The organism is Herbaspirillum sp. 1173, from assembly GCF_031455335.1.
Taxonomy (GTDB): domain Bacteria; phylum Pseudomonadota; class Gammaproteobacteria; order Burkholderiales; family Burkholderiaceae_D; genus Herbaspirillum; species Herbaspirillum huttiense.
This window is the reverse complement of the sequence record NZ_JAVDSP010000001.1, coordinates 1,087,354-1,112,083: the sequence shown is the minus strand read 5'-3', so window position 1 is coordinate 1,112,083 and position 24,730 is coordinate 1,087,354. Positions and strand designations below refer to the sequence as shown.

The window sequence follows — 24,730 nt, the reverse complement described above, 5'->3', positions numbered from 1 at the left end:
GATGAATTGAGCAGGACTGCCACCTCCGCCGTCCTTGTCAGGAGTGGCACCTTGTATCCCTATCCTCCGCAGTCCATGGGTTTTCCCGCTGGCCGCCGCCACACTGTGCTGGCGGCGCTTCCTCTGCATGTGCTGGTACGCCTGCAGCCAAGCGGCAGCAGCACCGCCCGGGTGCTGTGCGAGCCGGTCAAGGCCGGGCCGGCTGCCGGTGCGCAGGCCATGGTGCTCTACCTGTCTCCCTTTGATGCGCATCTCGATGCGCTCTGGCTGGGTCTGGCTGTGGAGGATTACCAGGTACTGCCGGTGGCGTCCTTTTCCCCCGATGAACTGGTGGCGCGTCATCAGGGCCACTTGCCGTACTGCCTGCATCTGGCATGGGGCGCGCACGATGGCCGCATCGCCGTGCGCGCGCAGGGCGATCCGGTGCGGCTGTCGTCGGCGCGCGTGGCCCAGGTGTCGGCGAGCATCGACAGCATCCCGCTGGACATCGGACTGGCCGATCTCGAATGCCACGCCCGGCTATGGGAGTGTGCCGGTCTCTACGCCCATGCGGAGACAGCGGCCCGGCTGGAACAACTGAACCCGCAGCAGCGCCACCGGCATGCCGAGCGGGCCATGGAGCGCATCCCGGGCCGCACTGAACCGGGCCGGGAAATCAACCAGATCGCGCTGTATGACGCCGAATCGGCGCAATGGCACTTCGTCGCCCTCGATTTTCTTGCCGAGATGGTCGCCGGGCCGCGCTGAGGCCGTCGCGAGCCGACATCGGCCTCTCGGTGTTGTCGCCGGGCGCACAACAGGGCGCACGCCGTCCATGGCAAGTGACTTGTTCCTGCTCATTGAGAGTTTTCTGATATCCATGGCATTGCCCTTCTGCAACCATGGTGGCCGGTTGTGTTTCTGCTGCAGCCGATCTGATCCGCCGTCTGTTGAAGGAGCTGTCAATGATTTGCTTCCTTGCCCATGCCTCTCTCTGGAAGAAGAGCGCGCTGCGCTGCCTGCCCTTGGTCCTGCTGTTCGTCTGTCTGGCGGCGCTGCCCGGTCCGCCTTCGCCGCCCGAAGAAGTGCTGGCCAGTTGCCTGGCCGTAGACCATTTTCCCCTCAGCCGGGTCAGCATCGATCCGGTCGCAGGGCGGGTCGAGGTGATGGAAAGCGGCCCGGCATCTCCCTACAGCCTGTATCTGCCTGATGGCGACAATCGCCAGTGGCGCATCGGTTATGCCAGCGGCAAGCCACCCGGACGTGACTATCTGTTCGTCAATTCCCATCGCGGCTACCTTGACCGCGCCATCGGCCTGTCACCGGAGCGTGCCCCCCGGCTGTCCCGCCCGCAAAAGGCCTCGTTTGCCGTGCTGGGCTTCCTGGGGGAACGCTACCTGTGCCTGATGGAAGTGCACGGGCACGGTCCCCGGTCCGGCCAGCGCTCGGTGTACGTGGCGCGCATTCCCACCCGCATGGGGGCGGAAATGAGCCTGTATTACAAGCTGGCGGCTTCGCCTGCCTTGCCGCAACTGCCGGCTGCTTCCTCCAGTGCTTCCCCCTCATCCTCCCCACCGCTCCAGCCCGCCTTGCCCCGCTGAAGTTGCCGCCAGCCCCGTACAGGCTGACAATGCAGGTTGCCCAAGCCCGCCCCCGCCTTTATACTTCGCCCCTTAGCATTGCTTCTGGTATTCCGTGCGCAGCCGCGCCCGGGATTGAAACGGGAAGCCGGTGCGGCCGGTGCCACAGCATCGGGCCAAAGCCGGCGCTGCCCCCGCAACGGTAAGCGAGGAAGGACACGCACTACGCCACTGTGCCCCGCGCATGGGAAGGCGCCTGTCCCGAAGCCCCAGGCTTCCCCTCGCCAGCCCGGAGACCGGCCCGAGGCAAGTTCTTGAATGCATCGCGGAGGGCGATCATGCGGAAAGCTTCCATCATTTCCCGCTGGTGTGAACCGGTGCCGTCAGCCGACGGCGGGATTGTGCTTGGGCGCTCGCCGTGTGGCTTCCTTCGTTTCATCCACCTGCCAAGGAAAGCGCATGTCCACTCCCTCCGGTCTCGACGCCCGTCACACCGCTGATTCTTCCTCTTCCAGCCGCTCCGGCAGCCAGGTCTGGCGCGACCGCATCGCGCCCTCGCTGCTGGCCTTCGCGCTGGGCGTGGCGCTGATCTACGGCGCCGGCTTCGCCTCCAAGGTCGAGCTGCACAATGCTGCCCACGATGGCCGCCACTCGGCCGGTTTCCCCTGCCACTGAGGAGCGGACGATGAACTGGACCGTATTCCGGCGCATGGCGTCGGCTGTGGTGGTGGCAGGTGCCTTGTCGGGCGTGCTGCTGTCGGGCGTGCAGCAATTCCAGGTCGAAAAGATCATCCTCAAGGCCGAGGAATATGAAAAGGCCGGCGAATCGGCGGCCCCCGCGGCCGATGACCACGTCCACGAACCCGCCGCCCAGGCGGCTGCGCACGAGCACTCGCATGCGAACGCACATGAGCACGAACACGCGCATGACGCCAATGCCTGGGAGCCGGCTGACGGCGCCGAGCGCACCGGCTACACCGTGCTGGCCAACGTCAGCATGGCGGTCGGTTTCGCCTTGCTGCTGGTGGCGGCCTTTGCCCTGAGCGGACGCCAGATCAGCTGGCGCAGCGGCCTGCTGTGGGGCCTGGCCGGTTATGGCGTGTTCTTCGTCGCGCCCTCGCTGGGCTTGCCGCCGGAAGTCCCCGGTACCCTGGCCGCACCGCTGCAGGCGCGCCAGCTCTGGTGGGTGATGACCGCCGCCATGACGGCGGCCAGCCTGGGCCTGTTCGTCTTCACCCGTGGCTGGCCGTGGAAGCTGGTCGGCGTCATGCTCCTGGTGGTTCCGCATTTCATCGGTGCACCGCAGCCGGAAGTGCATGGCAGCGTGGCACCCGAAGAGCTGGCACAAGCCTTCATCCGCGCCACGGCGGCGGCCAATGCCGTGTTCTGGCTGGCGCTGGGCGGGCTGACCGGTTTCTTCTATCGCCGCTTCGGCTGATGGGCCGGCCCTGACGGGCCCCTGTCCGGCGTTGCTGCGCCGGGGAAAGTAAAGCATCAAAGCCATGAGAACTCATCATCGTCACGTGCTCATGTGCGTGGGTCCGCGTTGTACCGAAAACGGCGTGCTGGCCGAAGCCATGTTCGGCGTGCTGGGCGAGCAGATTGACGCCCGCCCCGAGCTGCGCGTCAAGCGTACCCGTACCCACTGCATGGTGGCCTGCAAGGCGCAGGCCCCGGTGGTGGTGGTCTATCCCGAGGGCGTGTGGTATCGCTGCGAGGATGCCGCCGCCATCGAGCGCGTGGTGGTGGAGCACCTGGAAGGCGGGCGCGAAGTGAGCGACCTCATCTTCCATCGCCTTGGCACCGGTGACGTGATGCCGGAAGCGGAGGCCTCCGATGCATGATCCCGTGGCTCGAATCGTCCTGCTGACGCACGCCCCGACCGACCTGGCGCTGCTGGCTGCTGCACGCGCGCAGTTGCCGGCGGAATTCCCCGCCGTAGCGGGCTACGACCTGCAAGCCCTGCAATCTGGCACCGACGAGCAGGGCCAGCCGCTGCGCACGCTGGCGACCCTGCTGCGCACGGAGCTGGCCAGCGCCCAGGTGATCGTGCTGCGCGTCCTCGGACGGCTGGGTGCAGTAGCCGGTTTTCCTGAATTGCTGCGCGCTGCGCGCGCCGAAGGGCGGCACTTGATCGTGCTGTCCGGCACCGGCGAGCCCGATGCCGAACTGGCTGCGGCGTCCACTGCTGCGCCCGATGTGCAACAGCAGGCGCTGGCGTATTTCAACGGCGGCGGCAGCGTCAACCTGGCGCAGTTGCTGCGCTGTCTGTCGGACCGCCTGCTGCTGAGCGGCTACGGCTACGAACCCGCGCAAGCCTTGCCCGAACACGGCCTTTATCATCCCGACCTCGAACAGGACGCCCGCCTCGACGACTGGCTGGCCCTGCGCGCTCAGGCCCCGGCGGGCAAGCCGGCGGTGGGCATCATCTTCTACCGGGCGCATTGGCTCTCGGGCAATACCGCCTTCATCGATGCGCTGGTGGCAGCAGTGGAGGCGCGCGGCATGGATGTGCTGCCAGTCTTCACGTCTTCGCTGCGGGTGTCGGCCGGCAGTGGGGCGGCACTGCCGCCTGCGTTGGCGTATTTCGCCGAGGGCCGGGTCGATCTCATCATCAACACCACCAGCTTCGCCATGGGCGAGATTACGGCAGGCGGCATCACGCCGGCGGGCTGGTCGGTCTCGGTGCTGGAACAGTTGAACCGCCCGGTGCTGCAGGCCATCACCAGCGGCATGACGCAGGACCAGTGGCAGCATTCCACGCGCGGCATGAATCCGCTGGATGCGGCCATGAACGTGGTCCTGCCCGAATTCGACGGCCGCATCATCGGGGTGCCGCTGTCCTTCAAGCACACCAGTGAAGCGGGCGTGGTGCAGTACCAGGCCCTGCCGGACCGCGTGCGCCGCCTCGCCGGACTGGCGCAGCGGCTGGTGCGCCTGCGCTGCACGCCCAATGCAGAAAAACGCATCGCCTTCATCTTCACCAATTCCAGCAGCAAGGCCGCGCAGATCGGCAATGCCGTGGGGCTGGATGCGCCCGAGTCGCTCATGGCCGTGCTGCGCGCGCTGGCAGCAGATGGCTATGCCATCGGCGATCTGCCCGACACCGGTACGGCCCTGATCCACGAACTGGTGGACCGCTGCTCCTACGACGACATCCTGCTCTCCGAAGACCAGCTGCGCCGCGCTGCCGCGCGCATTCCGGCGGCGCGCTATGCGCAATGGTTCGCCGCCTTGCCCGCCGTCTTGCAGGCCAGGATGCAGCGCCAATGGGGCGCCGCGCCCGGCGAGGCTTACGTGCACGACCAGCATCTGGTGATCGCCGGCCTCGATCTGGGCAATGCCTTCGTGGCCCTGCAACCGCCGCGCGGCTACGGCATGGACCCGGACGCCATCTACCACCAGCCCGACCTGCCGCCCACGCATCACTACTACGCGCTGTACCGCTGGCTGGATGAAGAATGGGGCGCGGATGCCATCGTCCACGTCGGCAAGCACGGCACCCTGGAGTGGTTGCCGGGCAAGGGCGTGGGCCTGTCTGAAGAATGCTTCCCGGATGCCTTGCTGGGCGATGTGCCGCTGTTCTATCCCTTCATCATCAACGATCCCGGCGAAGGTTCGCAGGCCAAGCGCCGCGCCCATGCCGTGGTGGTGGACCACCTGACGCCGCCCATGACCACCGCCGACAGCTACGGCGCGCTGGCCCAGCTCACGCAGCTGGTGGACGAGTATTACCAGGTCGAGGTGCTCGATCCGGCCAAGCTGCCACTGCTGCAGCAGCAGATCTGGGAGCTGGTACGGCAGACCAATCTGGATACGGACCTGCAGTACAAGCTGCTGCATCATGACCACGATCATGACCATGAGCACGGGCACGACCATGGGCATCACCATCATCACGGACATCATCATCACGATGACCCTCACCATCACCATCATCACGACCATGACCATGCGCACGACGACGCGCTGCCGCACGCGCTGAGCGAGCTGGATGGTGCCGGTGTGGCGCACCTGATCGAGGACCTCGACGGCTACCTGTGCGAACTGGGCGCTGCCCAGATCCGCGACGGCCTGCACATCCTCGGCCGCATGCCCGATGCGCAGCAACTGCCGGACATGCTGGTGGCCCTGACGCGTCTGCCCAACCAGGACCTGCCGGGCCTGCAGGAAGAAGTGGCGCGTCTCTTCGGCCTGTCGCTGGACATGCTGCTGGAACACAAGGGCCGCCGCCTCAACATCGACGATGCGCTGTCCCGCACGGCCGGACGCGCCATCGTCACCCGCGCCGATGCGCTGGAAGCCATCGATGCGCTGTGCCTGTCGCTGCTGCAGGCCCTGCAGCAGCACAATTTCGCGGTGCAGGCCATCGAGCCAGTCATCCAGGCCATGTTCGCCCCGCTGTTCAGTGCCCCCGCCGAAGAAAAGCCGCGCCTGCAACCGACCCAGCAAAAAAGCACAGGCAGCGTTCTGGGTGGCATGCGCGCCATGGCGCGACCGGCCGCACCGCTCAAGCGCGCAGTACCGGCCGCTGCCATCAAGGCTACCGACACCAGCGCCGTACGCCGCATCCTGGCCTTCGCCTGCGAGCAGCTGGTGCCGCGCCTGCAGCGTACCGAGGAGGAAATCAGCAACCAGCTCAACGGCCTGCGCGGTGGCTACATTCCAGCCGGACCCAGCGGATCGCCCACACGCGGCATGGCCCACATCTTGCCGACCGGACGCAATTTCTACTCGGTCGATCCGCGCAGCGTGCCCTCGCAATCGGCCTGGCGCGTGGGCCAGCAACTGGCGCGCGAAGTGCTGGAGCGCCATCACCGCGAGAGCGGCGACTATCCCGAGAGCGTGGCCATCAGCATCTGGGGCACCAGCGCCATGCGTACCCATGGCGACGATGTGGCGCAGATCCTTTCATTGATGGGCGCGCAGCCGGTGTGGCGCGAAGGCAACCGGCAGGTGGCCGGGGTCGAACTGATTCCGCTGGAGCAACTGCAGCGTCCGCGCATCGACGTGACCACGCGCATCAGCGGCTTCTTCCGCGATGCTTTCCCGCAGCTGATCGAACTGATCGACGATGCCGTGCAACTGGCCATCGCCGCCGACGAGCCGGAACACCTGAACTTCGTGCGCAAGCACTACCTGCGCGATCTGCAGCAAGCCATGCAGGGCGGACTGGGCCAGGCCGAGGCGGCGGCGCAGGCGTCCTATCGCGTCTTCGGGGCCAAGCCCGGCAGCTACGGCGCAGGCATCCTGCCGCTGATCCAGGAGAAGAACTGGCAGGACCAGGCCGATTTCGCCGAGGCCTACATCAACTGGGGCGGCTATGCCTACGGCCGCAAGGTGCAGGGCGCGGACCAGCGCGAGGCCTTCCGCCAGCGTCTCTCGGGTGTGCAGGTCGCCTTGCACAACCAGGACAACCGCGAACACGACATCTTCGACAGCGACGACTACCTGCAATATCACGGCGGCATGATCGCCACCATCCGCGCCTTGTCCGGCCAGCAGCCGCGCCATTATTTTGGCGACAGCCACGACCCGCAGCGCGCCGCCGTGCGCGACCTGAAGGAAGAAACCCTGCGCGTCTTCCGCGCCCGCGTGGTCAATCCCAAGTGGCTGGCCAGCATCCGCCGCCATGGCTACAAGGGAGGCCTCGAGTTGACGGCCACCGTTGATTACCTGTTCGGCTACGATGCCACCGCCCAAGTGATGGAGGACTGGATGTACCAGCAACTGGCCGAAACCTATGGTTTCGATCCGGCCATGCGCGAGTTCCTGGAGCAGGCCAATCCCTGGGCCCAGAACGCCATCGCCGAGCGTCTGCTGGAAGCCGCCAGCCGTGGCATGTGGCAGACACCTGCAGTACAGACCATCGAACAGTTGCGCTCACTGTACCTGCACAGTGAAGCCCTGCTGGAAGCACGCGGTGAAACCGTGCGCGGCAGCGAACACACCAAGGACATGCAATGACGGCGTTCAATGCCTATCCCTTCGCGGCCATCGTCGGCCAGCCCCTGCTGAAGCAGGCGCTGCTGCTGTGCGCGGTCGATCCCGGCATTGGTGGCGTGCTCGTGCGCGGCGACAAGGGCACGGCCAAGAGCACTGCTGCCCGTGGGCTGACCCAGGTGCTGCCGCCGATCACCCTGAGCGAGGGCTGCGCTTTCCGTTGCGCGCCGGGCCAGCCGGCCAGTGCCTGTACAGTTTGCAATACAGACCCGGTACAGCGCCAGGACACCGTACCCTTCGTGACCTTGCCACTTGGCGCCACCGAAGACCGTGTGCTCGGTTCGCTCGACCTGCAGCAGGCGCTCCAAGGTGGCCAGCGCGCGTTCCAGCCCGGCCTGCTGGCTGCGGCCCATCGCGGCATCCTCTACATCGATGAAGTCAATTTGCTGGCCGACCACCTGGTCGATGTGCTGCTGGATGTGGCCGCCATGGGCGTCAATTCAGTGCAGCGCGAGGGCATCTCGATCAGCCATCCGGCGCGCTTCACGCTGATCGGCACCATGAACCTGGAAGAGGGCGATCTGCGGCCGCAATTGCTGGACCGCTTCGGCCTCATGGTGGAAGTGAGCGCACCGACCGACAAGACCGTGCGCGCCGAGGTGGTACGTCGCCGCATTGCCTTCGAGACTGATCCTGGCGCCTTTGCGCAGCGCTGGCAGCCGCAGCAGGACGCCTTGCTTGCGCAGGTGGCCGAGGCCCAGCGCCTGCTGCCAGCAGTGGTGCTGGACGATGCCATGCTGGAGCTGATCAGCCATCTCTGCTGCGAGTTCGAAGTGGCGAGCCTGCGGGCCGACATCGTCATGCACAAGACCGCGCGCGCCATCGCCGCCCTGCAGGCCCGCACGCGGGTCACACCGGACGATGTACGCGAAGCCGCCTTGCTGGTGCTGCCGCATCGCCGCCGCCGCAAGCCCTTCGAGCAAACCGGCATGGACGAGGACAAGCTGGATGACCTGGTCGATCAGGCGCGCCAGCCCGAGCCGACGCCGCCGCAAGCTGAACATGGCGATAACCGGGGCGAAGATGCGGAAGAGACGCCTCCCTCCGATGAGCCGCAGCAGGAACAGGAGCAGGAAGGCGAGGGCGGGCAACAGACCTTCGCCGTTGCTGCAGCGGGTACGGCCCGCAGAATCAGCGTGGCTGCGACGCCGCAATCGGCCGCCAATGCAGCCAGCGGCCGCCGCAGTACCGTGGCTGATGCCAACCGGGGCAGCGCCGTACGCGCCGTGCCCGATGCGAATCCGGACCGCCTGGCCATCGGTGCCACCCTGCGCAGTGCCGCCGTGCGCGGCGCACTGGCGGGCGAGACGGACGGGCCACTCACCGTCACCCGCGACGACCTGCATCGCCAGGTCCGCAGCGGGCGCGGTGCCAACCTGATCGTCTTCGTGGTCGATGCGTCCGGCTCCATGGCCGCACAGCGGCGCATGGAAGCGGTCAAGGGCGCGGTGCTTGCGCTGCTGACCGATGCTTATCAGCGCCGCGATCAACTGGCCGTGATCGCCTTCCGTGGCGAGCAGGCGCAATTGCTGCTGGCCCCGACCCGTAGCGCCGATCTGGCCGAGCAGGGCTTGCGCGAACTGCCTACTGGTGGCCGCACGCCATTGCCGCATGCGCTGCAACTGGCGGCACAAGTGCTGCAGCAAGCCGCCCACCACGGCGCGCAGGAAGCCCCCCCGCTGCTGGTGATCCTCTCCGACGGCAAGGCCAACGTCAGCCTGCCCGGCAGCAGCGGCGACCCCTGGACCGAAACCCTGCAAGCCGCACAGACGCTGGCCGCGCAGGGCGTACCGGCCCTGGTGCTGGACACCGAAGCCGGCTACCTGCGCCTGGGCCGTGCGGCCCAGCTGGCCGAGGCGCTGGGTGCGCCTTGCCTGACCCTCGAACAATTGACCGGCGACGCCCTGGCGTTGACCGTGCGCGCGCAACTGGGCGCGCGCTGAACAAGGAAAACACATGATCATCTGCATCGGTGCCGGACCCGGCGACCATTCCTACCTGACGATGCGCGGCGCGGAACTGATCCGCAATGCCGACGTGGTGGCCGGCTTCAATGCCGTGGTCGATGTGGTCAAGGACCTCATCCCCGCCAGCGCCCAGGTCGTGCTGATGGGCTACCGCGACCAGGTCGCCAAGCTCGACGAAGTCGCCGCCCTGCATCACGCGGGCAAGCGCTGCGTGGTGGTCTTCATGGGCGATATCCACTTCAGCGGCTTCCAGTACCTGGAGCGCGTGGAGCGTGCTTGCGGCCATCGCGTGGAGACCTTGCCGGGCATTTCCTCGGCGCAGATCCTCGCTTCCAGGGCGCGGGTGTGCTTTGATGAAACGACCTTCATCACCTTCCACCGGCGCGGCGACCTGGAGCCCTTCAAGCGCCACCTGGTGAACGTATTGAACGATGGACGCAATGCCATCGTCATCCCTTGTCCGTGGGATGCGGCGCGCTCCTTCATGCCGCGTCATATTGCGACTTATCTGCTGCAACAGGGCGTCAATCCCGAACATCCCACGGAAGTCTGGGAAAACCTGACCCGGGGCGATGCCGAGTGGCACGGCAAGCTCGCCGATTGTGCCGACAAGGAATTCAGCGACATGAGCATCATGCTCATCCGCACCTTGACGCCCATGGACAGCCAGATCGAACCGCCGCCGGAAAAGGTGGCAGCGGGAGCCCCGGCATGATTACCACGCGCCAATCGGCCGTCGTGATCGCCGGCCACGGCAGCCGCGATCCCGATGCCCTGCGGGAATTCGAGGCACTGGTCGCGCTGGTGCGGGATCGTGCCGAGGGCCGCATCGTGCGCCATGGCTATCTGGAATTTGCGGCCCCCACAATCTCGGAAGCGGCCGCCGCCTGCGTGGCCGACGGCGCCACCGAAGTGGCGGTGGTGCCCGGCGTGCTGCTGGGCGCACGCCACGCCAAGAACGACATGCCGGCCGAACTGCTGGCCCTGGCCCGCGATTATCCGCAGGTCGATTTCCATTTCGGCGCGCCCATGGACCTGCACCCGCTGCTGCTGCAACTGGTGCAGCAGCGCGTGGTGGAAGCCGAAGCCGGTTCGGAAGAAATCATCCATCGCCAGGATGCCTGCCTGGTGCTGGTCGGCCGTGGTACCACCGATCCGGACGCCAATGGCGAGATCGCCAAGCTGGCGCGCATGGTGCAGGAAGGCATGGGCTTTGGCGGCGTCAAGGTTTGCTTCTCGGGCACGGCCACGCCGCTGGTGCGGGACGGCTTGTCCCAGGCCGCTGGCGAAGGCTGGCAGCGTCTGGTGGTGTTGCCGTTCTTCCTGTTCGATGGCGTGCTGGTCAAGCGTATCTACGCTGCTGCCGATGAACTGGCACAGCGCGAGCGAGGCGTGGAAGTGCTCAAGGCCGCCTATCTGGGCGTGCATGCGCACGTGGCCGATGTGATGCTGGAACGCGCGCGTGATGCCGCTGAAGGCCGTGCCGCCATGAACTGCACGCTCTGCAAGTACCGGGTGCAGATCGTCGGCTTCGAGCAGCAGGTCGGCGAGCCGCAGCGCGCGCATCACCTGCAGGTGCGCGATCTGTCCGCACGCGAGCAGCTGGCGCAGGGCACGGCAGGCACGGCCCCTTACGTGCCCCATCCCATCGAAGCGGAAAGCATGGAGATCATCCAGGCCGGACGCGACTGGAGCGGCTTCCCGCCCGATCACCTGACGGTCCTGCAGCGCCTGGTCCACACCAGCGGCGACTTCGCCGTGGCCGATGAAATCTATTTTTCTGCCGGTGCCGTGCAGGCCGGCATGAAGGCCTTGCTGCGCACCAAGCGGGTAGTAACGGATGTGACGATGGTCCAAACGGGTCTCAAGCGCGCCGTGCTGGAACAGCTGGGTGTGGAAACCTGGTGCGGCGTGCATGATCCCGAATCGCACCTGATGGCGCAGAACCTGGGCATGACGCGTTCGGCCGCCGGTATCCGCCGCGCCTGGCAAAAGTTCGGCAACGACATGGTGTTGGCCATCGGTGATGCACCGACGGCCATCACCGAGGCGGTGCGCCTGATCCGCGAACACGGCTGGCGGCCGCAACTGGTGATCGGCTTGCCGGTCGGTTTTGTCGGCACGCGCGAGAGCAAGGATGAACTGCGCCGCTGCCTGCAGGTGCCGCGCATCACCAACAGCGGCACGCGCGGCGGCTCGCCCTGGGCGGCCAGCGTGGTCAATGCACTGATGATCGATGCCATCGCCTGGCTGGTCGCGCAGGAAGCGCAGAGCGAAGGCGTGCAGTGAACGAGGCCAGCGGCGAGCTGCAGCGTGCCGAGTACGACCTGTCCGTGCTGGCGCCCAATGGCCTGCGGCGCGGACGCAGTACCGGCAGTTGCGCCACCGCTGCGGTGCGTGCGGCCTTGTATCGCTTGCTGGCGGGCATGACGGTGCAGCAGACCGAAGTGAGCCTGCCCGATGGCCTGCATTACCTGAGTGTGCCGATCCAGTCGGTGAGCATGATCGATGCCGATACCGCGCAGGCGGAAGTGCTCAAGGATGGCGGCGATGATCCCGACAATACGCACGGCGCGACCATTGTGGCGCAGGTGCGGCGCAATGCCGGGGGCGAGATACGCTTCTTCGCCGGCGAGGGCGTCGGCACGGCCACCATGCCGGGCTTGCGGGTAGCCGTCGGCGAGCCGGCCATCAACCCGGTGCCGCGTGCCATGATGCGGGCGGCCGTGGCGGAGGTGCTGGCGGAGCTGTTGCCCGGTGCGCAGGGATGGGGCTTCGACCTCACCATCGGCTGTCGCGAAGGTCTCTCGATTGCGCCCAAGACTTTCAATCCCAAGCTGGGCATCGTCGGCGGCATTTCCATCCTGGGCACCTCGGGCATTGTGGAACCGATGTCGATGGCCTCGTGGATCGCCTCCATCGAGGTCTACATCCGCGTGGCCCTGGCCGCCTGTGCGCCGGGCGATGCGGTGGCCTACCTGCCGGGCAAGATCGGCCGTGTCTTTGTGGCACAGACGCTGGGCCTGCCCGACAAGCGCAGCGTGCAGATCGCCAATTTCCTCGGCGATGCGCTGGACTTCACGCAAAAGGCGCTGGCCGAAGAGGGACGCACGCTGCCGCTGCTGTGGCTGGCGGGGCATCCGGGCAAACTGGCCAAGGTGCTGGATGGCGTATGGGATACGCACTCCAGCAAGAGCAACATGGCCATGCTGGGCGTGGCCCGCGTGGCCGAAGAAATGAACGCGGCGGGGCAGGGCGTCTGCTTTGACGCCGCCCTGCTGCAGCAGATGAAGGAAGCCAATACGGTGGAAGCAATCATAGAACTGGTGCGCCAGCAGGATGCCGCGTTGTCGCGCCGCCTCTGGTGCGAGATCGAAGCCCGCATTGCGGCGCTCACCCAGGCGCGCGTGCCGGCGGTTGAACGCATCGTGGTGCGGCTGTTCGATCTGGACGGACGGCAACTGGGAGAGGGCGCATGAGCGGGCGTCTCACGGGGATCGGTGTCGGTCCCGGTCCGGCCGGCTATCTGCCGCTGGCGGCGCTCACAGCGCTGCGGTCGGCCGATGTGATCTACATTCCGCGTGCGCGTGGCGCGGACTTGTCGGTGGCCCTGCAATGCCTGGAAGGCGTGGAGTTCGACCGCAGCCGCCTGTGCGAAATCGAATTCAACATGGATCCGGATCGCCAGGTCCTGCAGGAACATTACGCGCAACTGGGCCAGCAACTGGCGGCGCAACTGCGTGAGGGCCTGCAGGTGGTGTATCTCACCATCGGTGATGCGCTGACCTACTCGACCTACGGCTATGTGCTGGCGGCCGTGCGTGACCTGTATCCCGGGTGCGACTGCGTGACGCTGCCCGGCATCACCAGCTACGCCGCTGCGGCTGCCGCGCTGGAATGGCCGCTGGGGGTGGGCAAGGAGCGCACGCTGATCCTCCCTTGTCCGGAAGACGCCGCCACCTTGCGCGCCGAGATCGAAGGCCATGACATCGTCGTGCTGATGAAAGTCGGCGCACGCCTGCCTTGGGTGCTGGCCTTGCTGCGGGAGATGGGCATTGCGCAGCACTGCGGCTTCGCCCGTCGCATCGGGCTGGAAGGTGAAGTGCTGGCCACTGACCTCACCTCGCTGGATGCGGCAGAAGCGAGCGGCTATCTCGCCGTGCTGCTGATCCGCAAGACGGCCCAGGCGCAGCGCCATCGTGCGCCCGAAGAGAATTCGAAAGGAAATGCATGAAAGTTTATTTCGTCGGGGCCGGCCCCGGTGCGGCCGACCTCATCACCCTGCGCGGTGCGCGCCTGCTGGGCCAGGTGCGCATGGTGCTGTATGCCGGTTCGCTGGTGCCGACCGCCTTGCTGGAACATTGCCACCCCGAGGCCGAGATCATCGATACCGCCGCCCTCGATCTGGAGCAGCAGCAAGCTTGCTACGTGCGTGCGCACGAGCAGGGCATTGATGTGGTACGACTGCATTCGGGCGATCCCGCCATCTACGGCGCGACTGCCGAGCAGATGCGCCGTCTCGATGCGCTGGGCATTGCCTATGAAGTGGTGCCGGGGGTGTCGTCCTTCACCGCTGCCGCAGCGGCGGTGTCGGCTGAACTGACCAAGCCGGAGGTGTCGCAGAGCGTGATCCTGACGCGGGTGTCGGGACGTGCTTCAGCCGTGCCGGAATCGGAATCGATCGCTTCGCTGGCGGCACATCGCGCCACCATGTGCATCTTCCTTTCCGGCCCGCACCTGAAGAAGATCGTCAACGACCTGCTGCTGCACTATCCGCCGGAAACGCCCGTGACACTGGTCTATCGTGCGACATGGCCGGAGCAGCGCATCTATCAGGGCTCGCTCGACAAGGTGCTGGAAGAGAACAAGCGCGGCGAGTGGAACCTGACCACCATGATGCTGGTGGGTGCCGCCCTGAACAAGGAACAGGTCGCCGAATCCAGTCTCTACTCCAAGGACTTCACGCACCTCTTCCGCGTGGTCAAGAAGAACAAGGACGCCGCATGAATCCCCCCGTCGCCCCGGCTGAACTCGGCCTGTGGCCGGTGCGTGCCGAGGCGGCGGCGCTGGCTCTTTACCTGCAGGACAGGCTGGGCGGCGAGCTGTATCAGCCGTGGCTGCAGGCCGAGGGCGGACTGTCGCAGCGGCAGCAGTTTGCGCTGGCCTATCGCCGCCATCGGCAATGGATCATGATCGGCGCCACCGGCATTGCCGTGCGCTTCCTGGACGGCCTGCCGCAGGACAAGCACAGCGATCCGGCGCTGGTGGTGGTCGATGAGGTGGCCCGTTTTGCCATCGCCTTGCTGGCCGGACATGAAGGCGGGGCCAACGGACTGGCCTACCGCGTAGCGCAACTGACGGGGGCGCAGACGGTGGTGACGACCGCCACGGAAGCGGTCAAGCCGCTGGTACTGGGCATCGGTTGCCGCAAGCTGGCCTCGGCGGAGCAGATTGCCCTTGCCGTGTCGCAGGCGCTGGCGCTGTGCCCCGGCGCGTCACTGGCCCAGGTGCGTGAAGTGGCCACCATCGACATGAAGGCGCAAGAGCCGGGCCTGCTGGCCTTTTGCGCCACCCATGACTTGCCGCTGCGCGTGATTGCACGCGAGCAGATCGCCCAGCGCGCCTGGGTCGGCAAGCCCTCGGAGTGGGTGCGCCAGAATGTCGGCGTGGATGGCGTATGCGAACCGGCGGCCTTGATCGCCAGCCCGCGTGGCCGTCTGTTGCTGGGCAAGACCGCGCTGGACGGGGTGACCGTGGCCGTGGTGGATGACGCGGATGCTTGGCGGACATTCAAAGACAAGCTGTAAAACATGGAAAGTATGCAGATGGAAGTCGTCAAGAAAAAAGGCGTATTGAACCTGGTCTCCGTAGGACCGGGTTTTGAAGAGATGATCATCCCGCGCGCCATCGAGGCCTTGCGCGACAGCGAGGTCATCGTCGCCTACGAGTTGTATTTGCGCTGGATCGCCTCGCACATCGTGGGCAAGGAAATCCACACGCCGCCGCTCACGCAAGAGCGCGAGCGCGCCTTGCTGGCCATCGAGCAGGCCCGCGCCGGACGCCGCGTGGCGCTCATCTCCAGCGGCGACATCGGCATCTACGCCATGGCCGCGCTGGCCTTCGACGACATGCGCGAGGACGATACCTATGAGGTCAACGTCATTCCCGGCGTGACCTCGGCCAATGCCTGCGCTTCGCTGCTGGGGTCGCCACTGTCGCATGACTTCGCCACGCTGTCGCTGTCGAACCTGCTGTGCCCGTGGTCATGGATCGAGCAGCGCGCCAGCCACATCGCCCAGGCCGACCTGGCCTGCGTGCTCTACAACGTGCAGAGTGCCGGGCGGCAGGAGGGCGTCTATCGCATCCTGCAGCTGATGCTGCAACACAAGGCCCCGCACACCCTGTGCGGCGTGGTGCGCAACGCCTATCGGCCGGGCCAGCAGGTGTCCATTCATCGCCTGGATGAATTGCCGGGCCTGCAGTTCGACATGCTGACCTCGATCGTCATCGGCAACCGCTTTACCCAGCGCAAGCGCGACTGGATCTTTACCCCGCGCGGCTACAACGACTGGAGCGAAGAATCGCAGGCCGCTGAAGTGGCGCAACTGCCGCAGCGGGCGGTGTGGGTCTTTGCCGGTACCAGCGATGGCAATCTGGTGGCACGCGAGCTGGCCCGTCAGGGCGAGCAGGTGGTGATCTCCACGGCGACCGCTTATGGCGGCGAACTGGCCAGCCAGGATTGTCCGGGGGCTCACGTCTGGTCCGGCCGCCAGGGCGTGGAAGCGCGCCGCCAGGCCTTGCGCGAGAGCCAGGCGCGCGTGCTGGTGGATGCCACGCATCCGTTTGCGGTGCAGATGTCGCAGCAACTCATGACGCTGGCCAAGGAGTTGACGATACCGTATCTGCGCTACGAACGTGCTAGCGACCTGGCCGCCGATGATCCGCACGCCTGCGCCGACATGGAAGAAGCCGCCACCCGCGCCATCGCCATGGGCCGCCGCATCTTCCTGGCCACCGGCTCCAAGGACCTGGGCAGCTTCGTGCAGGCGCCCGGTGCGGCCGATAAGCAATGGTTCGCCCGCGTCACCGCCGATCCGGACTTCATCAAGCGCGCGCTGGAACTGGGCTTGCCGCGCGCCCACCTGTGCGCCATGCAGGGACCGTTCTCGCAGGCCTTCAATGAAGCGCTGTGGCGGGATTGGGGCATCGACTGCGTGGTCACGAAGGATTCGGGCGAGGCCGGTGGCTATCGGGCCAAGGTGGAGGCGGCGCGCGCCTTGGGCATCCCGCTGTTGACGGTGCGCCGGCCAGCGCTGGCCTATCCGCAGGTGGCCCATGATGTGCCGGCCCTGCAGGCGCAACTGGCGGCACTGGCCGGGGGCTGAAGATGGCCAGCGTCTTACCTTCCTTGCCGCCACCATTGCCGCCGATACCAGTAACAGTGGTGACGGGTTTCCTCGGTGCCGGCAAGACCACTTTGCTGCGCGGCCTGGTCCAGCGCCGCCAGTCGCGCCGCCTGGCCTTGCTCATCAATGAATTCGGCGAGGTCGCCATCGATGGCGACCTGCTGCGTGCCGAAGGAGATGCGCAGGGTCATGTACAGATCCAGGATTTTGCCCATGGCCTCATCGCCTATGGCGACGATGAACATTTCGTCCCCGCCATGCTGGCCCTGGCCGCACGGCGGGCACAGATCGATCACGTGCTCATCGAGACGTCCGGCCTGGCCCTGCCCAGTGCCGTCATGGAAGTGCTGCAATCGCCGGAACTGGCCCCGCACTTCGTGCTCGACGCCACGCTGGCCGTGGTCGACACGCCGCTGCTGCTGGAAGAAGCCTTTGCCAGCGGCGACGCCGTGCGCGATGCGACGGCGCAGCTGTTCCGCCAGCAGCTGGAATGCGCTGACGTGGTGGTGTTGAACAAGATCGATGGCATGGAAGAAGCGCCGCTGCTGCAGGCTGAGGAGACCGTGCGCGCATTGGCACCGAACGTGCGTTTCCTGGAGCTGGCCTATGGAGCGAGGCTGGACATCCGTCTCGCACTCGGCTTGCGCCTGCACCAGGCAGGCAGCACCGTGCATCACCATTACACGCCGGTGGGCATGCCGGGCGAACGCTCCACCGTGGCAGCGGACCAGTGGCGCTTCAATGGCCATGCACACTCCGGGCTGGGCGCGCACAGCCATGGCTTGTCCACCCACAAGCATTTCCATGAGCAGGATCCCGGCTGGCAATCCTTTACGCTGCGCAGCCAGGCAGCGCAGGAGCCGGAGTCCCTGCGCCGTGCCGTGGTGGCCGTGGCGCTGGACCAGCCCATCCTGCGCACAAAGGGTTTCATCGCCACTGCCGAGGGCAGCACGCAATTGCTGCAAGCCGTGCGTGCGCGGGCCGTCGTGGCCGGCGCGCAGGGCGGCAAGAGCGCGGGACGATCGGAACTGGTCTTCATTGGCTACCACCCCAGTCGCACGCGTGTGGCGCAGTTGCTGTCGTCGCTGACCGGCACCGAATGGATTTGAATTTGTTGCAGTACCAGGAAAGAACCTCACCATGAAAACCGATCCCGAATCGCACAAGCGCATGACCCAGCGTCACAAGGAGGGCTTCGAAAAGAAGAAGGCCGCCGCCCAGAAGGAAAAGGGTCTGCTGATCGTCAACACCGGTACCGGCAAGGGCAAGTCCAGTGCCGCCTTCGGCATGGGCATGCGCATCCTCGGCCACGGCATGAAGCTGGGCGTGGTGCAGTTCATCAAGGGCGCGCTCTACAGCGCCGAGCGCGACTTCCTGGGCGGGCACGCCAACTGTGACTTCCACGTCGTCGGCGAAGGCTACACCTGGGATACCCAGGACCGCGACGCCGACATGCGCACCGCCGCGCGCGGCTGGGACGAGGCCGTGCGCATGATCGGGGATCCGAGCTACGACATGGTGATCCTGGATGAACTCAACATCGTCCTGAAATACCAGTACCTCGATCTGGAGGAAGTGCTGCGTGTCTTCGCGGCACGCCGCGAGATGCTGCACATCGTCGTCACCGGCCGCCATGCGCCGGAGGCCCTGATTGAACACGCCGACCTGGTCAGCGAGATGCGCCCGCTGAAACATCCCTACAAGGAGCAGGGCGTGAAGGCGCAGAAAGGCGTGGAGTTCTGATGTCTGCCCCTCAATATCGTTGCCCGGCCCTGTTCATCTCGGCCCCGGCCTCGGGCCATGGCAAGACCACCATCACCGCCGCCCTGGCACGCTTGTATCGCCACCAGGGCAAGCGGGTGCGGGTGTTCAAGACCGGCCCGGATTTCCTCGATCCGATGGTGTTGCAGCAGGCCAGCGGCCAGCCGGTGGCCAACCTCGACCTGTGGCTGGGCGGGGAGGATCACTGCCGCCGCCAGGTGGCACTGGCCGCCGCCGAATCCGATGTGCTGCTGGTGGAGGGCGTGATGGGCCTCTTCGATGGCGAGCCCAGCAGTGCCGACCTGGCGCAGTTGCTGGGCATTCCCATCGTGGCCGTCATCAATGCGCGCGGCATGGGCCAGACCATCGGCGCGCTGGCGCAAGGCTTGCTGGCCTATCGTCCCGAGCTGAAGTTCGCCGGGGTGCTGGCCAATGGCGTGGCCAGTCCGCGCCATGCGCAGATGCTGCGCCAGGGCTTGCAGAATGCACGGCCTTCAGTGCCGCTGCTGACCGGCTTGCAGCGCGACATGCAATTCGCCTTGCCGGAGCGCCACCTGGGACTGGTGGCTGCGCCCGAGATCGCCGATCTGGATGCGCGCCTGGATGCAGTGGCCGAAAGAATGTCCGCTACTTCACTGGCCAATCTGCCTCCGGAAGTGGACTTCGGCACGCCCCCGCCGGAACGCGCATTCCCGCGCCTGCTGGAGGGCAAGACCATCGCCGTGGCGCGCGATCTGGCGTTTTCCTTCATTTACCCCGCCAACCTCGATCTGCTGGCGCTCATGGGGGCCAGCGTGACCTTCTTCTCGCCGCTGGCCGATGAAGCGGTCCCGGAGTGCGACGCGGTCTGGCTGCCGGGCGGTTATCCGGAACTGCACCTGCCAGCCTTGCAGGCCGCGCAACGCACCCAATCCAGCCTGCGCGCCCATGCCGGGGCCGGCAAGCCGCTCTATGCGGAATGCGGCGGCATGCTGTTCCTGCTGGAGACGGTCATTGCCGGTGACGGCAGCAGCGGCCAGCTGTGCGGCATCCTGCCCGGCCAGGCCACGGTGCAGCCGCGCCTGCAGGGACTCGGTTACCAGACCTTGCAACTGAACCTGCCCGGTGCAGTCGGCGAGCATCTGCGCTGCCATACCTTCCACTATTCGCGTGCGGTGGTCGGGGCGGAATTCATCGCACGCGGCGAGCGTCTCTTTGATTCTTCCGAAGGGGAAGTGGTCTATCGCCGTGGCCAGGTCACCGCCAGCTATCTGCACGCCTATTTCCGTTCGGCGCCGCGCACGGTGGCGGCGCTGCTGGGAGGGGCGGCCTCATGAGCGAGGGCGTCTCTCACCGCTATCCGCAGGCGCAGATCGATGCGGTCTACCGTGTCATTCGCGAGCGGCGCGACATGCGCCATTTCCTGCCCGATCCGGTTGCGCCTGACCTGCTGGAACGCCTGCTGCAGGCCGCCCATCATGGCCCCAGCGTGGGCTTCATGCAGCCGTGGCGTTTCATTCGCATCCGCAGCCAGGCGCTGCGCCAGCAGATCCATACGTTGGTGGAACAGGAGCGCATCGCCACTGCTCGCGCACTGGATCAGCGCGAAGACGAATTCATGCGCCTGAAGGTAGAAGGCATTCGCGAGTGTGGCGAGGTACTCGTCGCCGCACTGATGGATCAGCGCGAGACCCATATCTTCGGTCGCCGCACCTTGCCGCAGATGGACCTGGCCTCGCTGTCCTGCGCGCTGCAGAACATGTGGCTGGCCGCCCGTGCCGAAGGGCTGGGGATGGGCTGGGTATCGCTGTTTGAACCGGCGGCACTGGCGCAATTGCTGCATCTGCCTGAGGGTGCCGAACCGGTAGCGGTACTGTGCCTGGGCCACGTGCCCGCATTCTATGACAAGCCCATGCTGGAGCAGGAGCAATGGGCGACCCGCCAACGTTTGGAGGACCTGGTCTTTGAAGACCGCTGGCCCGTGCAAGGAGCATCACAAGCATGACTTCCCCAATCTCAACCCGACATCGCAGCCTCATCTTCGGCGGCGCCCGCAGCGGCAAGAGTGCGCACGCGGAGCGCCTGGCCCTGGCGGCGGCGCAGTCCGGTCCGCAGGAGATCGTCTATCTGGCCACCGCCAATCGCGCCGCCAGCCGCGACGATGCCGAGATGCAGCAACGCATCGCCCATCACCAGCAGCGCCGCCGCGCGCTGGGCGGCCACTGGAGCACCGTGGAAGAACCGCTGGCATTGGGTCAGGCGCTGCGGAGCCTGAGCCGGCCCGAGTCCGTGGTGCTGGTCGACTGTCTCACCGTCTGGCTGGCCAACCTGCTCTTCGCCGAGGGCGTGGACTATCCGGAGGTAGGGCCGATCACGCCGCCGCTGGCCTTTACGCAGCAGCGCGCGGATTTCCTGCGCGCCTTGCAGGACGCGCAGGGTAGCGTGATCCTGGTCTCCAATGAAGTGGGTATGGGCATCGTGCCGCAGGGGGCGATCTCGCGCTGGTTCGTCGATGAGGCAGGGCGCCTGAACCAGGCTGTAGCGGCCCTGTGCGAACGCGTGCAATGGGTGGCGGCCGGCCTGCCGCTGACCTTCAAGGACCATCCATGTTGAGCGGGCTGTCGTGGCCCGCGCTGGCCGCATTGGTGGCGCTGGGCATCGCGCTGGACCTGCTGCTGGGCGAGGCGCGGCGCTGGCATCCGCTGGTCGGCTTCGGCCACCTGACCAAGCGCATCGAGGGCGCACTCAATCACGCTCCCGCGCTGCGTCTGCGCGGTGTACTGGCCTGGTGCCTGGCAGTGTTGCCGCCGGTGCTGGCTTGCGCTTGGCTGCTCTCCGTATTGCCGGGATGGCTAGCCGCGCTGGCGCATGCGGCGCTGCTGTATTTCTGCATCGGCCTGCGCAGCCTGCGCGAACATACGCTGCCGATTGCGCAGGCGCTGGCGCAAGGCGATCTGCCACTGGCACGGCGGCTGACCTCGTACATCGTCAGCCGGGATACGCGTGAGTCCGGTGAGGGCGAGCTGGCCAAGGCGGGCGTTGAATCCCTGCTGGAGAATGGCAACGATGCCGTCTTCGGCACCTTGTTCTGGTTTCTGGTGGCGGGCGGTCCGGGGGCGTTGCTGTTCCGGCTGGCCAATACGCTGGATGCCATGTGGGGCTATCGCAATGCGCGTTTCCTGTATTTTGGCTGGTCTGCCGCCCGCATCGATGATGCCCTCAACTGGCTGCCCGCCCGCCTGACCGCGTTCTCCTATGCGTGGCTGGGCCAGCGCCGCCAAGCGCTGGATTGCTGGAAGGCGCAGGCACCCGCTTGGAGCAGCCCCAACGCCGGCCCCGTGATGGCGGCCGGTGCCGGCGCACTGGGGCTGGCCCTGGGCGGACCTGCCATCTACGACGGTGAAGTGGAAGAGCGCCCTCCGCTGGGACGCGGCCTGCCGCCGCAAGGGCCGGACATCGTGCGTGCCTGGCGTCTGGTGGCGATGAGCACGGCGCTATGGGTGGCCGTGGTCTGCGCGCTGGCAGTGCTGACCCTCGCAGTCGGAACGGGAGCGCACCATGCTTGAACACGGCGGCAATCTGAACGAAGCGGCCCGCCATTACGGCCGTGCGCGCAGTGAATGGCTGGACCTCTCTACCGGCATCAATCCGCGTCCTTACCCGGCCCCTGCACCTGCGCCCGATGCATGGCATCGCCTGCCCGAGCCCTCGCACGCGCTGGAACGGGCCGCCTGCGCGTATTACGGCGCGCCCCGCCTGCTGGCCGTGGCGGGCACGCAAGCGGCGATACAGGCATTGCCGCAACTGCGCCTGCAACAGCAAGGCCGACCGGCACAGGTGGTGGTCGCGGCCCCCATCTATGCCGAACACGCCCACTGCTGGCGGCGTGCAGGGCATGCCGTGCGGGAGGTGCCGTATGACGATCTGGATGAGGCGGTCCGTGAGTCGCGCTGCGAGGTGCTGGTGCTGTGCAATCCCAACAACCCGACCGGTGCCATGGCGGCACCGGAGGATGTATTACGCTGGTCGACGCTGCTGGCCGCACGCGGTGGCTGGCTGGTGGTGGATGAGGCTTTTGGCGACACCGTGCAGGGCCACAGCGTGGCCGCCCACAGCGGCCAGCCTGGCCTGATCGTGCTGCGGTCGGTCGGCAAGTTTTTTGGCCTGGCCGGTTTGCGGCTGGGTTTCGTGGGGGCTGCGCCCGCCGTGCTGGAGGCGCTGGCCGACTGGCTCGGTCCCTGGTCCATCAGCGGCCCGGCCCAGCATATCGGCAGCGCCGCGCTGTGTGATCGGCCATGGCAGGTCGCCACGCTGGAGACCTTGCTTGCCGAAGGCGAACGCCTGCATGCGCTGCTGGCGCAGCACGGCATCCGCGCCAGTGGTACGGCGCTGTTCCAGTGGTGGCCCGAGCCCGAGGCGCAGGCGTTTCATGAAGTGATGGCGCGTGCCGGCATCTGGGTGCGCCTCTTCACGCGCGGTGCCGGTGGCATCCGGCTCGGCCTGCCACCGGATGAAGCGGGCTGGTCGCGTCTGCAAGACGCCTTGAACACATGGAGCCAACGTGGCTGATTTTCCCTTTCATACCTTGATGATTCAGGGCACCACGTCGGATGCCGGCAAGAGCACCCTGGCCGCTGCGCTGTGTCGTCTGCTGAAGAAGGATGGCATCGGCGTCGCCCCCTTCAAGCCGCAGAACATGGCCTTGAACAGCGCCGTCACCAGCGACGGTGGCGAGATCGGACGGGCCCAGGCCTTGCAGGCCCAGGCCGCCGGTATCGCGCCCCACACCGATATGAATCCGGTGCTGCTGAAACCTTCCAGCGATACCGGCGCTCAGGTCATCGTGCATGGCAAGGTGCGCGCGGATATGAATGCCCGTGACTATCACCGCTACAAGACCGAAGCCATGCAGGCCGTGCTGCAATCCTACGAGCGCCTGCGCACGCAATATGCCTGCGTGATCGTGGAGGGCGCGGGCAGTCCGGCCGAGATCAACCTGCGCGCGCGCGACATCGCCAACATGGGCTTTGCGGAAGCGGTCGATTGTCCGGTCATCATCGTGGCCGACATCGACCGGGGCGGCGTCTTCGCCCATCTGACAGGCACCCTCGATTGCCTTTCCGAGAGTGAGCGCGAGCGCGTGATCGGCTTCGTCATCAATCGTTTTCGGGGCGATATCAGTCTCTTGCAGGGCGGCCTGGATTGGCTCGAAGCCCGCACCGGCAAGCCCGTGCTGGCGGTGCTGCCTTACCTGCACGGACTGCATCTCGATGCCGAGGATGCCGTGGCGGCCACGCAGGAAGTCAAGGGCGATTTCCGCATTGTGGTGCCGGTCTTTCCGCGCATCAGCAACCACACCGACTTTGACGCGCTGCGCGCCCATTCCGGTGTGGACCTGCGTTTCATCGGGCCGGGTCAGCCGGTGCCGTCCGCCGATCTCATCATCCTGCCCGGCAGCAAGAACACGCGCGGTGACCTGCGCTGGCTGCGTGAGCATGGCTGGGACGCGGCCATCGCACGGCACCTGCGCTATGGCGGCAAGCTCATCGGCATCTGTGGCGGCTTCCAGATGTTAGGGGAGAGCGTGGACGATCCGCATGGTGTGGAAGGTGCGCCCGGCAGCAGTGCCGGCCTCGGCTTGCTGCCCATGCGTACCGAACTGACGCGTGAGAAGAAACTGCTGCAGGTCAGCGGCCAGTGTGCCTTCGGAGAGACGGCTGCAACGGTCAGTGGCTACGAGATCCACATGGGCGTGTCCTCCGGCCCGGCGCTGGGGCGTCCTGCGTTCGTGATCGACGGGCGCGGCGAGGGTGCGCAATCGGAAGATGGTCAGATCCTGGGCAGCTACCTGCATGGCATGTTCGATACGCCGCAAGCCTTCGGTGCGCTGCTGGCCTGGGCCGGACTGGCGGGGACGGAGCCGGTGGATCTGGACGCGCTGCGCGAGGCCAGCCTGGAGCGTCTGGCCGAGTCCTGCCGGCCCTTGTATGACGCCCTGCAGCGGGTGCCGACGCGGTTTGCGCTGAAGTAATACGGCAGGCCAGACGCACGTCTG

The 24,730-nt window shown here is 66.6% G+C and carries 22 protein-coding genes and 1 riboswitch; all 22 genes read left to right on the top strand.

The window, feature by feature from the left end; translation table 11 throughout:
• Window positions 1–51: 51 nt before the first annotated feature.
• The 22 genes from J2X56_RS05040 to J2X56_RS04935 all read left to right on the top strand — a co-directional run bounded on the left by J2X56_RS05040 (window position 52) and on the right by J2X56_RS04935 (window position 24,706).
• Window positions 52–747, top strand: a complete 696-nt coding sequence (locus tag J2X56_RS05040; protein ID WP_199725068.1) for a hypothetical protein — start codon at window positions 52–54, stop codon at window positions 745–747.
• Window positions 748–944: 197 nt separating this feature from the next.
• A complete protein-coding gene (locus tag J2X56_RS05035; RefSeq protein WP_310158586.1) occupies window positions 945–1,580 on the top strand; it encodes a hypothetical protein in 636 nt (211 codons plus the stop codon).
• A 68-nt stretch (window positions 1,581–1,648) separates the two neighbouring features.
• Window positions 1,649–1,879: riboswitch (cobalamin riboswitch) on the top strand.
• Between the two features lie 139 nt (window positions 1,880–2,018).
• Window positions 2,019–2,234 (top strand): CbtB domain-containing protein, encoded by a 216-nt coding sequence (locus J2X56_RS05030; RefSeq protein WP_121041568.1) that lies wholly within the window; start codon window positions 2,019–2,021, stop codon window positions 2,232–2,234.
• 10 nt (window positions 2,235–2,244) lie between these two features.
• Entirely contained in the window at window positions 2,245–2,997 is a 753-nt protein-coding gene (locus J2X56_RS05025; RefSeq protein WP_121041566.1) for a CbtA family protein, read from the top strand.
• A gap of 64 nt (window positions 2,998–3,061) precedes the next feature.
• A complete protein-coding gene (locus J2X56_RS05020; RefSeq protein ID WP_166675565.1) occupies window positions 3,062–3,403 on the top strand; it encodes a ferredoxin in 342 nt (113 codons plus the stop codon).
• Window positions 3,396–7,526, top strand: coding sequence for a cobaltochelatase subunit CobN (locus tag J2X56_RS05015; protein WP_310158583.1), 4,131 nt, complete (start codon window positions 3,396–3,398; stop codon window positions 7,524–7,526). Before J2X56_RS05020 ends, J2X56_RS05015 begins: the two co-directional genes overlap by 8 nt.
• Complete coding sequence (locus tag J2X56_RS05010; RefSeq protein WP_310158581.1) at window positions 7,523–9,505, top strand: putative cobaltochelatase; 1,983 nt, start codon at window positions 7,523–7,525, stop codon at window positions 9,503–9,505. The genes J2X56_RS05015 and J2X56_RS05010 overlap by 4 nt, the downstream gene beginning before the upstream one ends.
• 13 nt (window positions 9,506–9,518) lie before the next feature.
• Window positions 9,519–10,244 (top strand): cobalt-precorrin-7 (C(5))-methyltransferase, encoded by a 726-nt coding sequence (locus J2X56_RS05005; RefSeq protein WP_252695857.1) that lies wholly within the window; start codon window positions 9,519–9,521, stop codon window positions 10,242–10,244.
• The gene (locus tag J2X56_RS05000; RefSeq protein ID WP_310158578.1) at window positions 10,241–11,818 is read left to right on the top strand and encodes a precorrin-8X methylmutase; all 1,578 of its coding nucleotides are present in this window, start codon (window positions 10,241–10,243) and stop codon (window positions 11,816–11,818) included. The genes J2X56_RS05005 and J2X56_RS05000 overlap by 4 nt, the downstream gene beginning before the upstream one ends.
• Window positions 11,815–13,008, top strand: coding sequence for a cobalt-precorrin-5B (C(1))-methyltransferase CbiD (gene cbiD / locus J2X56_RS04995; protein ID WP_310158576.1), 1,194 nt, complete (start codon window positions 11,815–11,817; stop codon window positions 13,006–13,008). The genes J2X56_RS05000 and cbiD overlap by 4 nt, the downstream gene beginning before the upstream one ends.
• Window positions 13,005–13,763, top strand: coding sequence for a precorrin-2 C(20)-methyltransferase (gene cobI, locus J2X56_RS04990; RefSeq protein WP_121041552.1), 759 nt, complete (start codon window positions 13,005–13,007; stop codon window positions 13,761–13,763). Before cbiD ends, cobI begins: the two co-directional genes overlap by 4 nt.
• Window positions 13,760–14,536 (top strand): precorrin-4 C(11)-methyltransferase, encoded by a 777-nt coding sequence (cobM, locus tag J2X56_RS04985; RefSeq protein ID WP_121041550.1) that lies wholly within the window; start codon window positions 13,760–13,762, stop codon window positions 14,534–14,536. Before cobI ends, cobM begins: the two co-directional genes overlap by 4 nt.
• On the top strand, window positions 14,533–15,336 hold the full coding sequence (locus J2X56_RS04980) for a cobalamin biosynthesis protein (RefSeq protein WP_121041548.1): 804 nt from the start codon (window positions 14,533–14,535) through the stop codon (window positions 15,334–15,336). Before cobM ends, J2X56_RS04980 begins: the two co-directional genes overlap by 4 nt.
• Window positions 15,337–15,354: 18 nt before the next feature.
• Window positions 15,355–16,914: a precorrin-3B C(17)-methyltransferase gene (gene cobJ, locus J2X56_RS04975; protein WP_310159358.1), complete on the top strand. Its 1,560-nt coding sequence runs from the start codon at window positions 15,355–15,357 to the stop codon at window positions 16,912–16,914.
• 2 nt (window positions 16,915–16,916) lie between these two features.
• Entirely contained in the window at window positions 16,917–18,044 is a 1,128-nt protein-coding gene (locus J2X56_RS04970; RefSeq protein ID WP_121041546.1) for a GTP-binding protein, read from the top strand.
• A gap of 31 nt (window positions 18,045–18,075) precedes the next feature.
• Entirely contained in the window at window positions 18,076–18,678 is a 603-nt protein-coding gene (gene cobO / locus J2X56_RS04965) for a cob(I)yrinic acid a,c-diamide adenosyltransferase (RefSeq protein ID WP_310158574.1), read from the top strand.
• Entirely contained in the window at window positions 18,678–20,012 is a 1,335-nt protein-coding gene (locus J2X56_RS04960) for a cobyrinate a,c-diamide synthase (RefSeq protein ID WP_310158573.1), read from the top strand. Before cobO ends, J2X56_RS04960 begins: the two co-directional genes overlap by 1 nt.
• Window positions 20,009–20,680, top strand: a complete 672-nt coding sequence (bluB, locus tag J2X56_RS04955; protein ID WP_134135828.1) for a 5,6-dimethylbenzimidazole synthase — start codon at window positions 20,009–20,011, stop codon at window positions 20,678–20,680. Before J2X56_RS04960 ends, bluB begins: the two co-directional genes overlap by 4 nt.
• Window positions 20,677–21,288, top strand: a complete 612-nt coding sequence (gene cobU / locus J2X56_RS04950; protein ID WP_204726537.1) for a bifunctional adenosylcobinamide kinase/adenosylcobinamide-phosphate guanylyltransferase — start codon at window positions 20,677–20,679, stop codon at window positions 21,286–21,288. Before bluB ends, cobU begins: the two co-directional genes overlap by 4 nt.
• Window positions 21,282–22,241, top strand: a complete 960-nt coding sequence (gene cbiB, locus J2X56_RS04945) for an adenosylcobinamide-phosphate synthase CbiB (protein ID WP_310158571.1) — start codon at window positions 21,282–21,284, stop codon at window positions 22,239–22,241. The genes cobU and cbiB overlap by 7 nt, the downstream gene beginning before the upstream one ends.
• Entirely contained in the window at window positions 22,234–23,244 is a 1,011-nt protein-coding gene (gene cobD / locus J2X56_RS04940) for a threonine-phosphate decarboxylase CobD (protein WP_310158569.1), read from the top strand. Before cbiB ends, cobD begins: the two co-directional genes overlap by 8 nt.
• A complete protein-coding gene (locus J2X56_RS04935; protein WP_204726534.1) occupies window positions 23,237–24,706 on the top strand; it encodes a cobyric acid synthase in 1,470 nt (489 codons plus the stop codon). Before cobD ends, J2X56_RS04935 begins: the two co-directional genes overlap by 8 nt.
• The last annotated feature ends 24 nt before the right edge of the window (window positions 24,707–24,730 follow it).

What these genes read in the sequence shown, in the direction of transcription:
- cobO (WP_310158574.1), top strand. Translation starts at nt 18,076, where the DNA reads ATGAAAACCGATCCCGAATCGCACAAGCGCATGACCCAGCGTCACAAG.
- J2X56_RS05025 (WP_121041566.1), top strand. Translation starts at nt 2,245, where the DNA reads ATGAACTGGACCGTATTCCGGCGCATGGCGTCGGCTGTGGTGGTGGCA.
- J2X56_RS05010 (WP_310158581.1), top strand. Translation starts at nt 7,523, where the DNA reads ATGACGGCGTTCAATGCCTATCCCTTCGCGGCCATCGTCGGCCAGCCC.
- cobD (WP_310158569.1), top strand. Translation starts at nt 22,234, where the DNA reads ATGCTTGAACACGGCGGCAATCTGAACGAAGCGGCCCGCCATTACGGC.
- J2X56_RS05035 (WP_310158586.1), top strand. Translation starts at nt 945, where the DNA reads ATGATTTGCTTCCTTGCCCATGCCTCTCTCTGGAAGAAGAGCGCGCTG.
- J2X56_RS05020 (WP_166675565.1), top strand. Translation starts at nt 3,062, where the DNA reads ATGAGAACTCATCATCGTCACGTGCTCATGTGCGTGGGTCCGCGTTGT.
- J2X56_RS04980 (WP_121041548.1), top strand. Translation starts at nt 14,533, where the DNA reads ATGAATCCCCCCGTCGCCCCGGCTGAACTCGGCCTGTGGCCGGTGCGT.
- cobM (WP_121041550.1), top strand. Translation starts at nt 13,760, where the DNA reads ATGAAAGTTTATTTCGTCGGGGCCGGCCCCGGTGCGGCCGACCTCATC.
- cobU (WP_204726537.1), top strand. Translation starts at nt 20,677, where the DNA reads ATGACTTCCCCAATCTCAACCCGACATCGCAGCCTCATCTTCGGCGGC.
- J2X56_RS04970 (WP_121041546.1), top strand. Translation starts at nt 16,917, where the DNA reads ATGGCCAGCGTCTTACCTTCCTTGCCGCCACCATTGCCGCCGATACCA.
- cobI (WP_121041552.1), top strand. Translation starts at nt 13,005, where the DNA reads ATGAGCGGGCGTCTCACGGGGATCGGTGTCGGTCCCGGTCCGGCCGGC.
- J2X56_RS05005 (WP_252695857.1), top strand. Translation starts at nt 9,519, where the DNA reads ATGATCATCTGCATCGGTGCCGGACCCGGCGACCATTCCTACCTGACG.
- J2X56_RS05015 (WP_310158583.1), top strand. Translation starts at nt 3,396, where the DNA reads ATGCATGATCCCGTGGCTCGAATCGTCCTGCTGACGCACGCCCCGACC.
- J2X56_RS04960 (WP_310158573.1), top strand. Translation starts at nt 18,678, where the DNA reads ATGTCTGCCCCTCAATATCGTTGCCCGGCCCTGTTCATCTCGGCCCCG.
- bluB (WP_134135828.1), top strand. Translation starts at nt 20,009, where the DNA reads ATGAGCGAGGGCGTCTCTCACCGCTATCCGCAGGCGCAGATCGATGCG.
- cbiB (WP_310158571.1), top strand. Translation starts at nt 21,282, where the DNA reads ATGTTGAGCGGGCTGTCGTGGCCCGCGCTGGCCGCATTGGTGGCGCTG.
- J2X56_RS05000 (WP_310158578.1), top strand. Translation starts at nt 10,241, where the DNA reads ATGATTACCACGCGCCAATCGGCCGTCGTGATCGCCGGCCACGGCAGC.
- cobJ (WP_310159358.1), top strand. Translation starts at nt 15,355, where the DNA reads ATGGAAGTCGTCAAGAAAAAAGGCGTATTGAACCTGGTCTCCGTAGGA.
- J2X56_RS05030 (WP_121041568.1), top strand. Translation starts at nt 2,019, where the DNA reads ATGTCCACTCCCTCCGGTCTCGACGCCCGTCACACCGCTGATTCTTCC.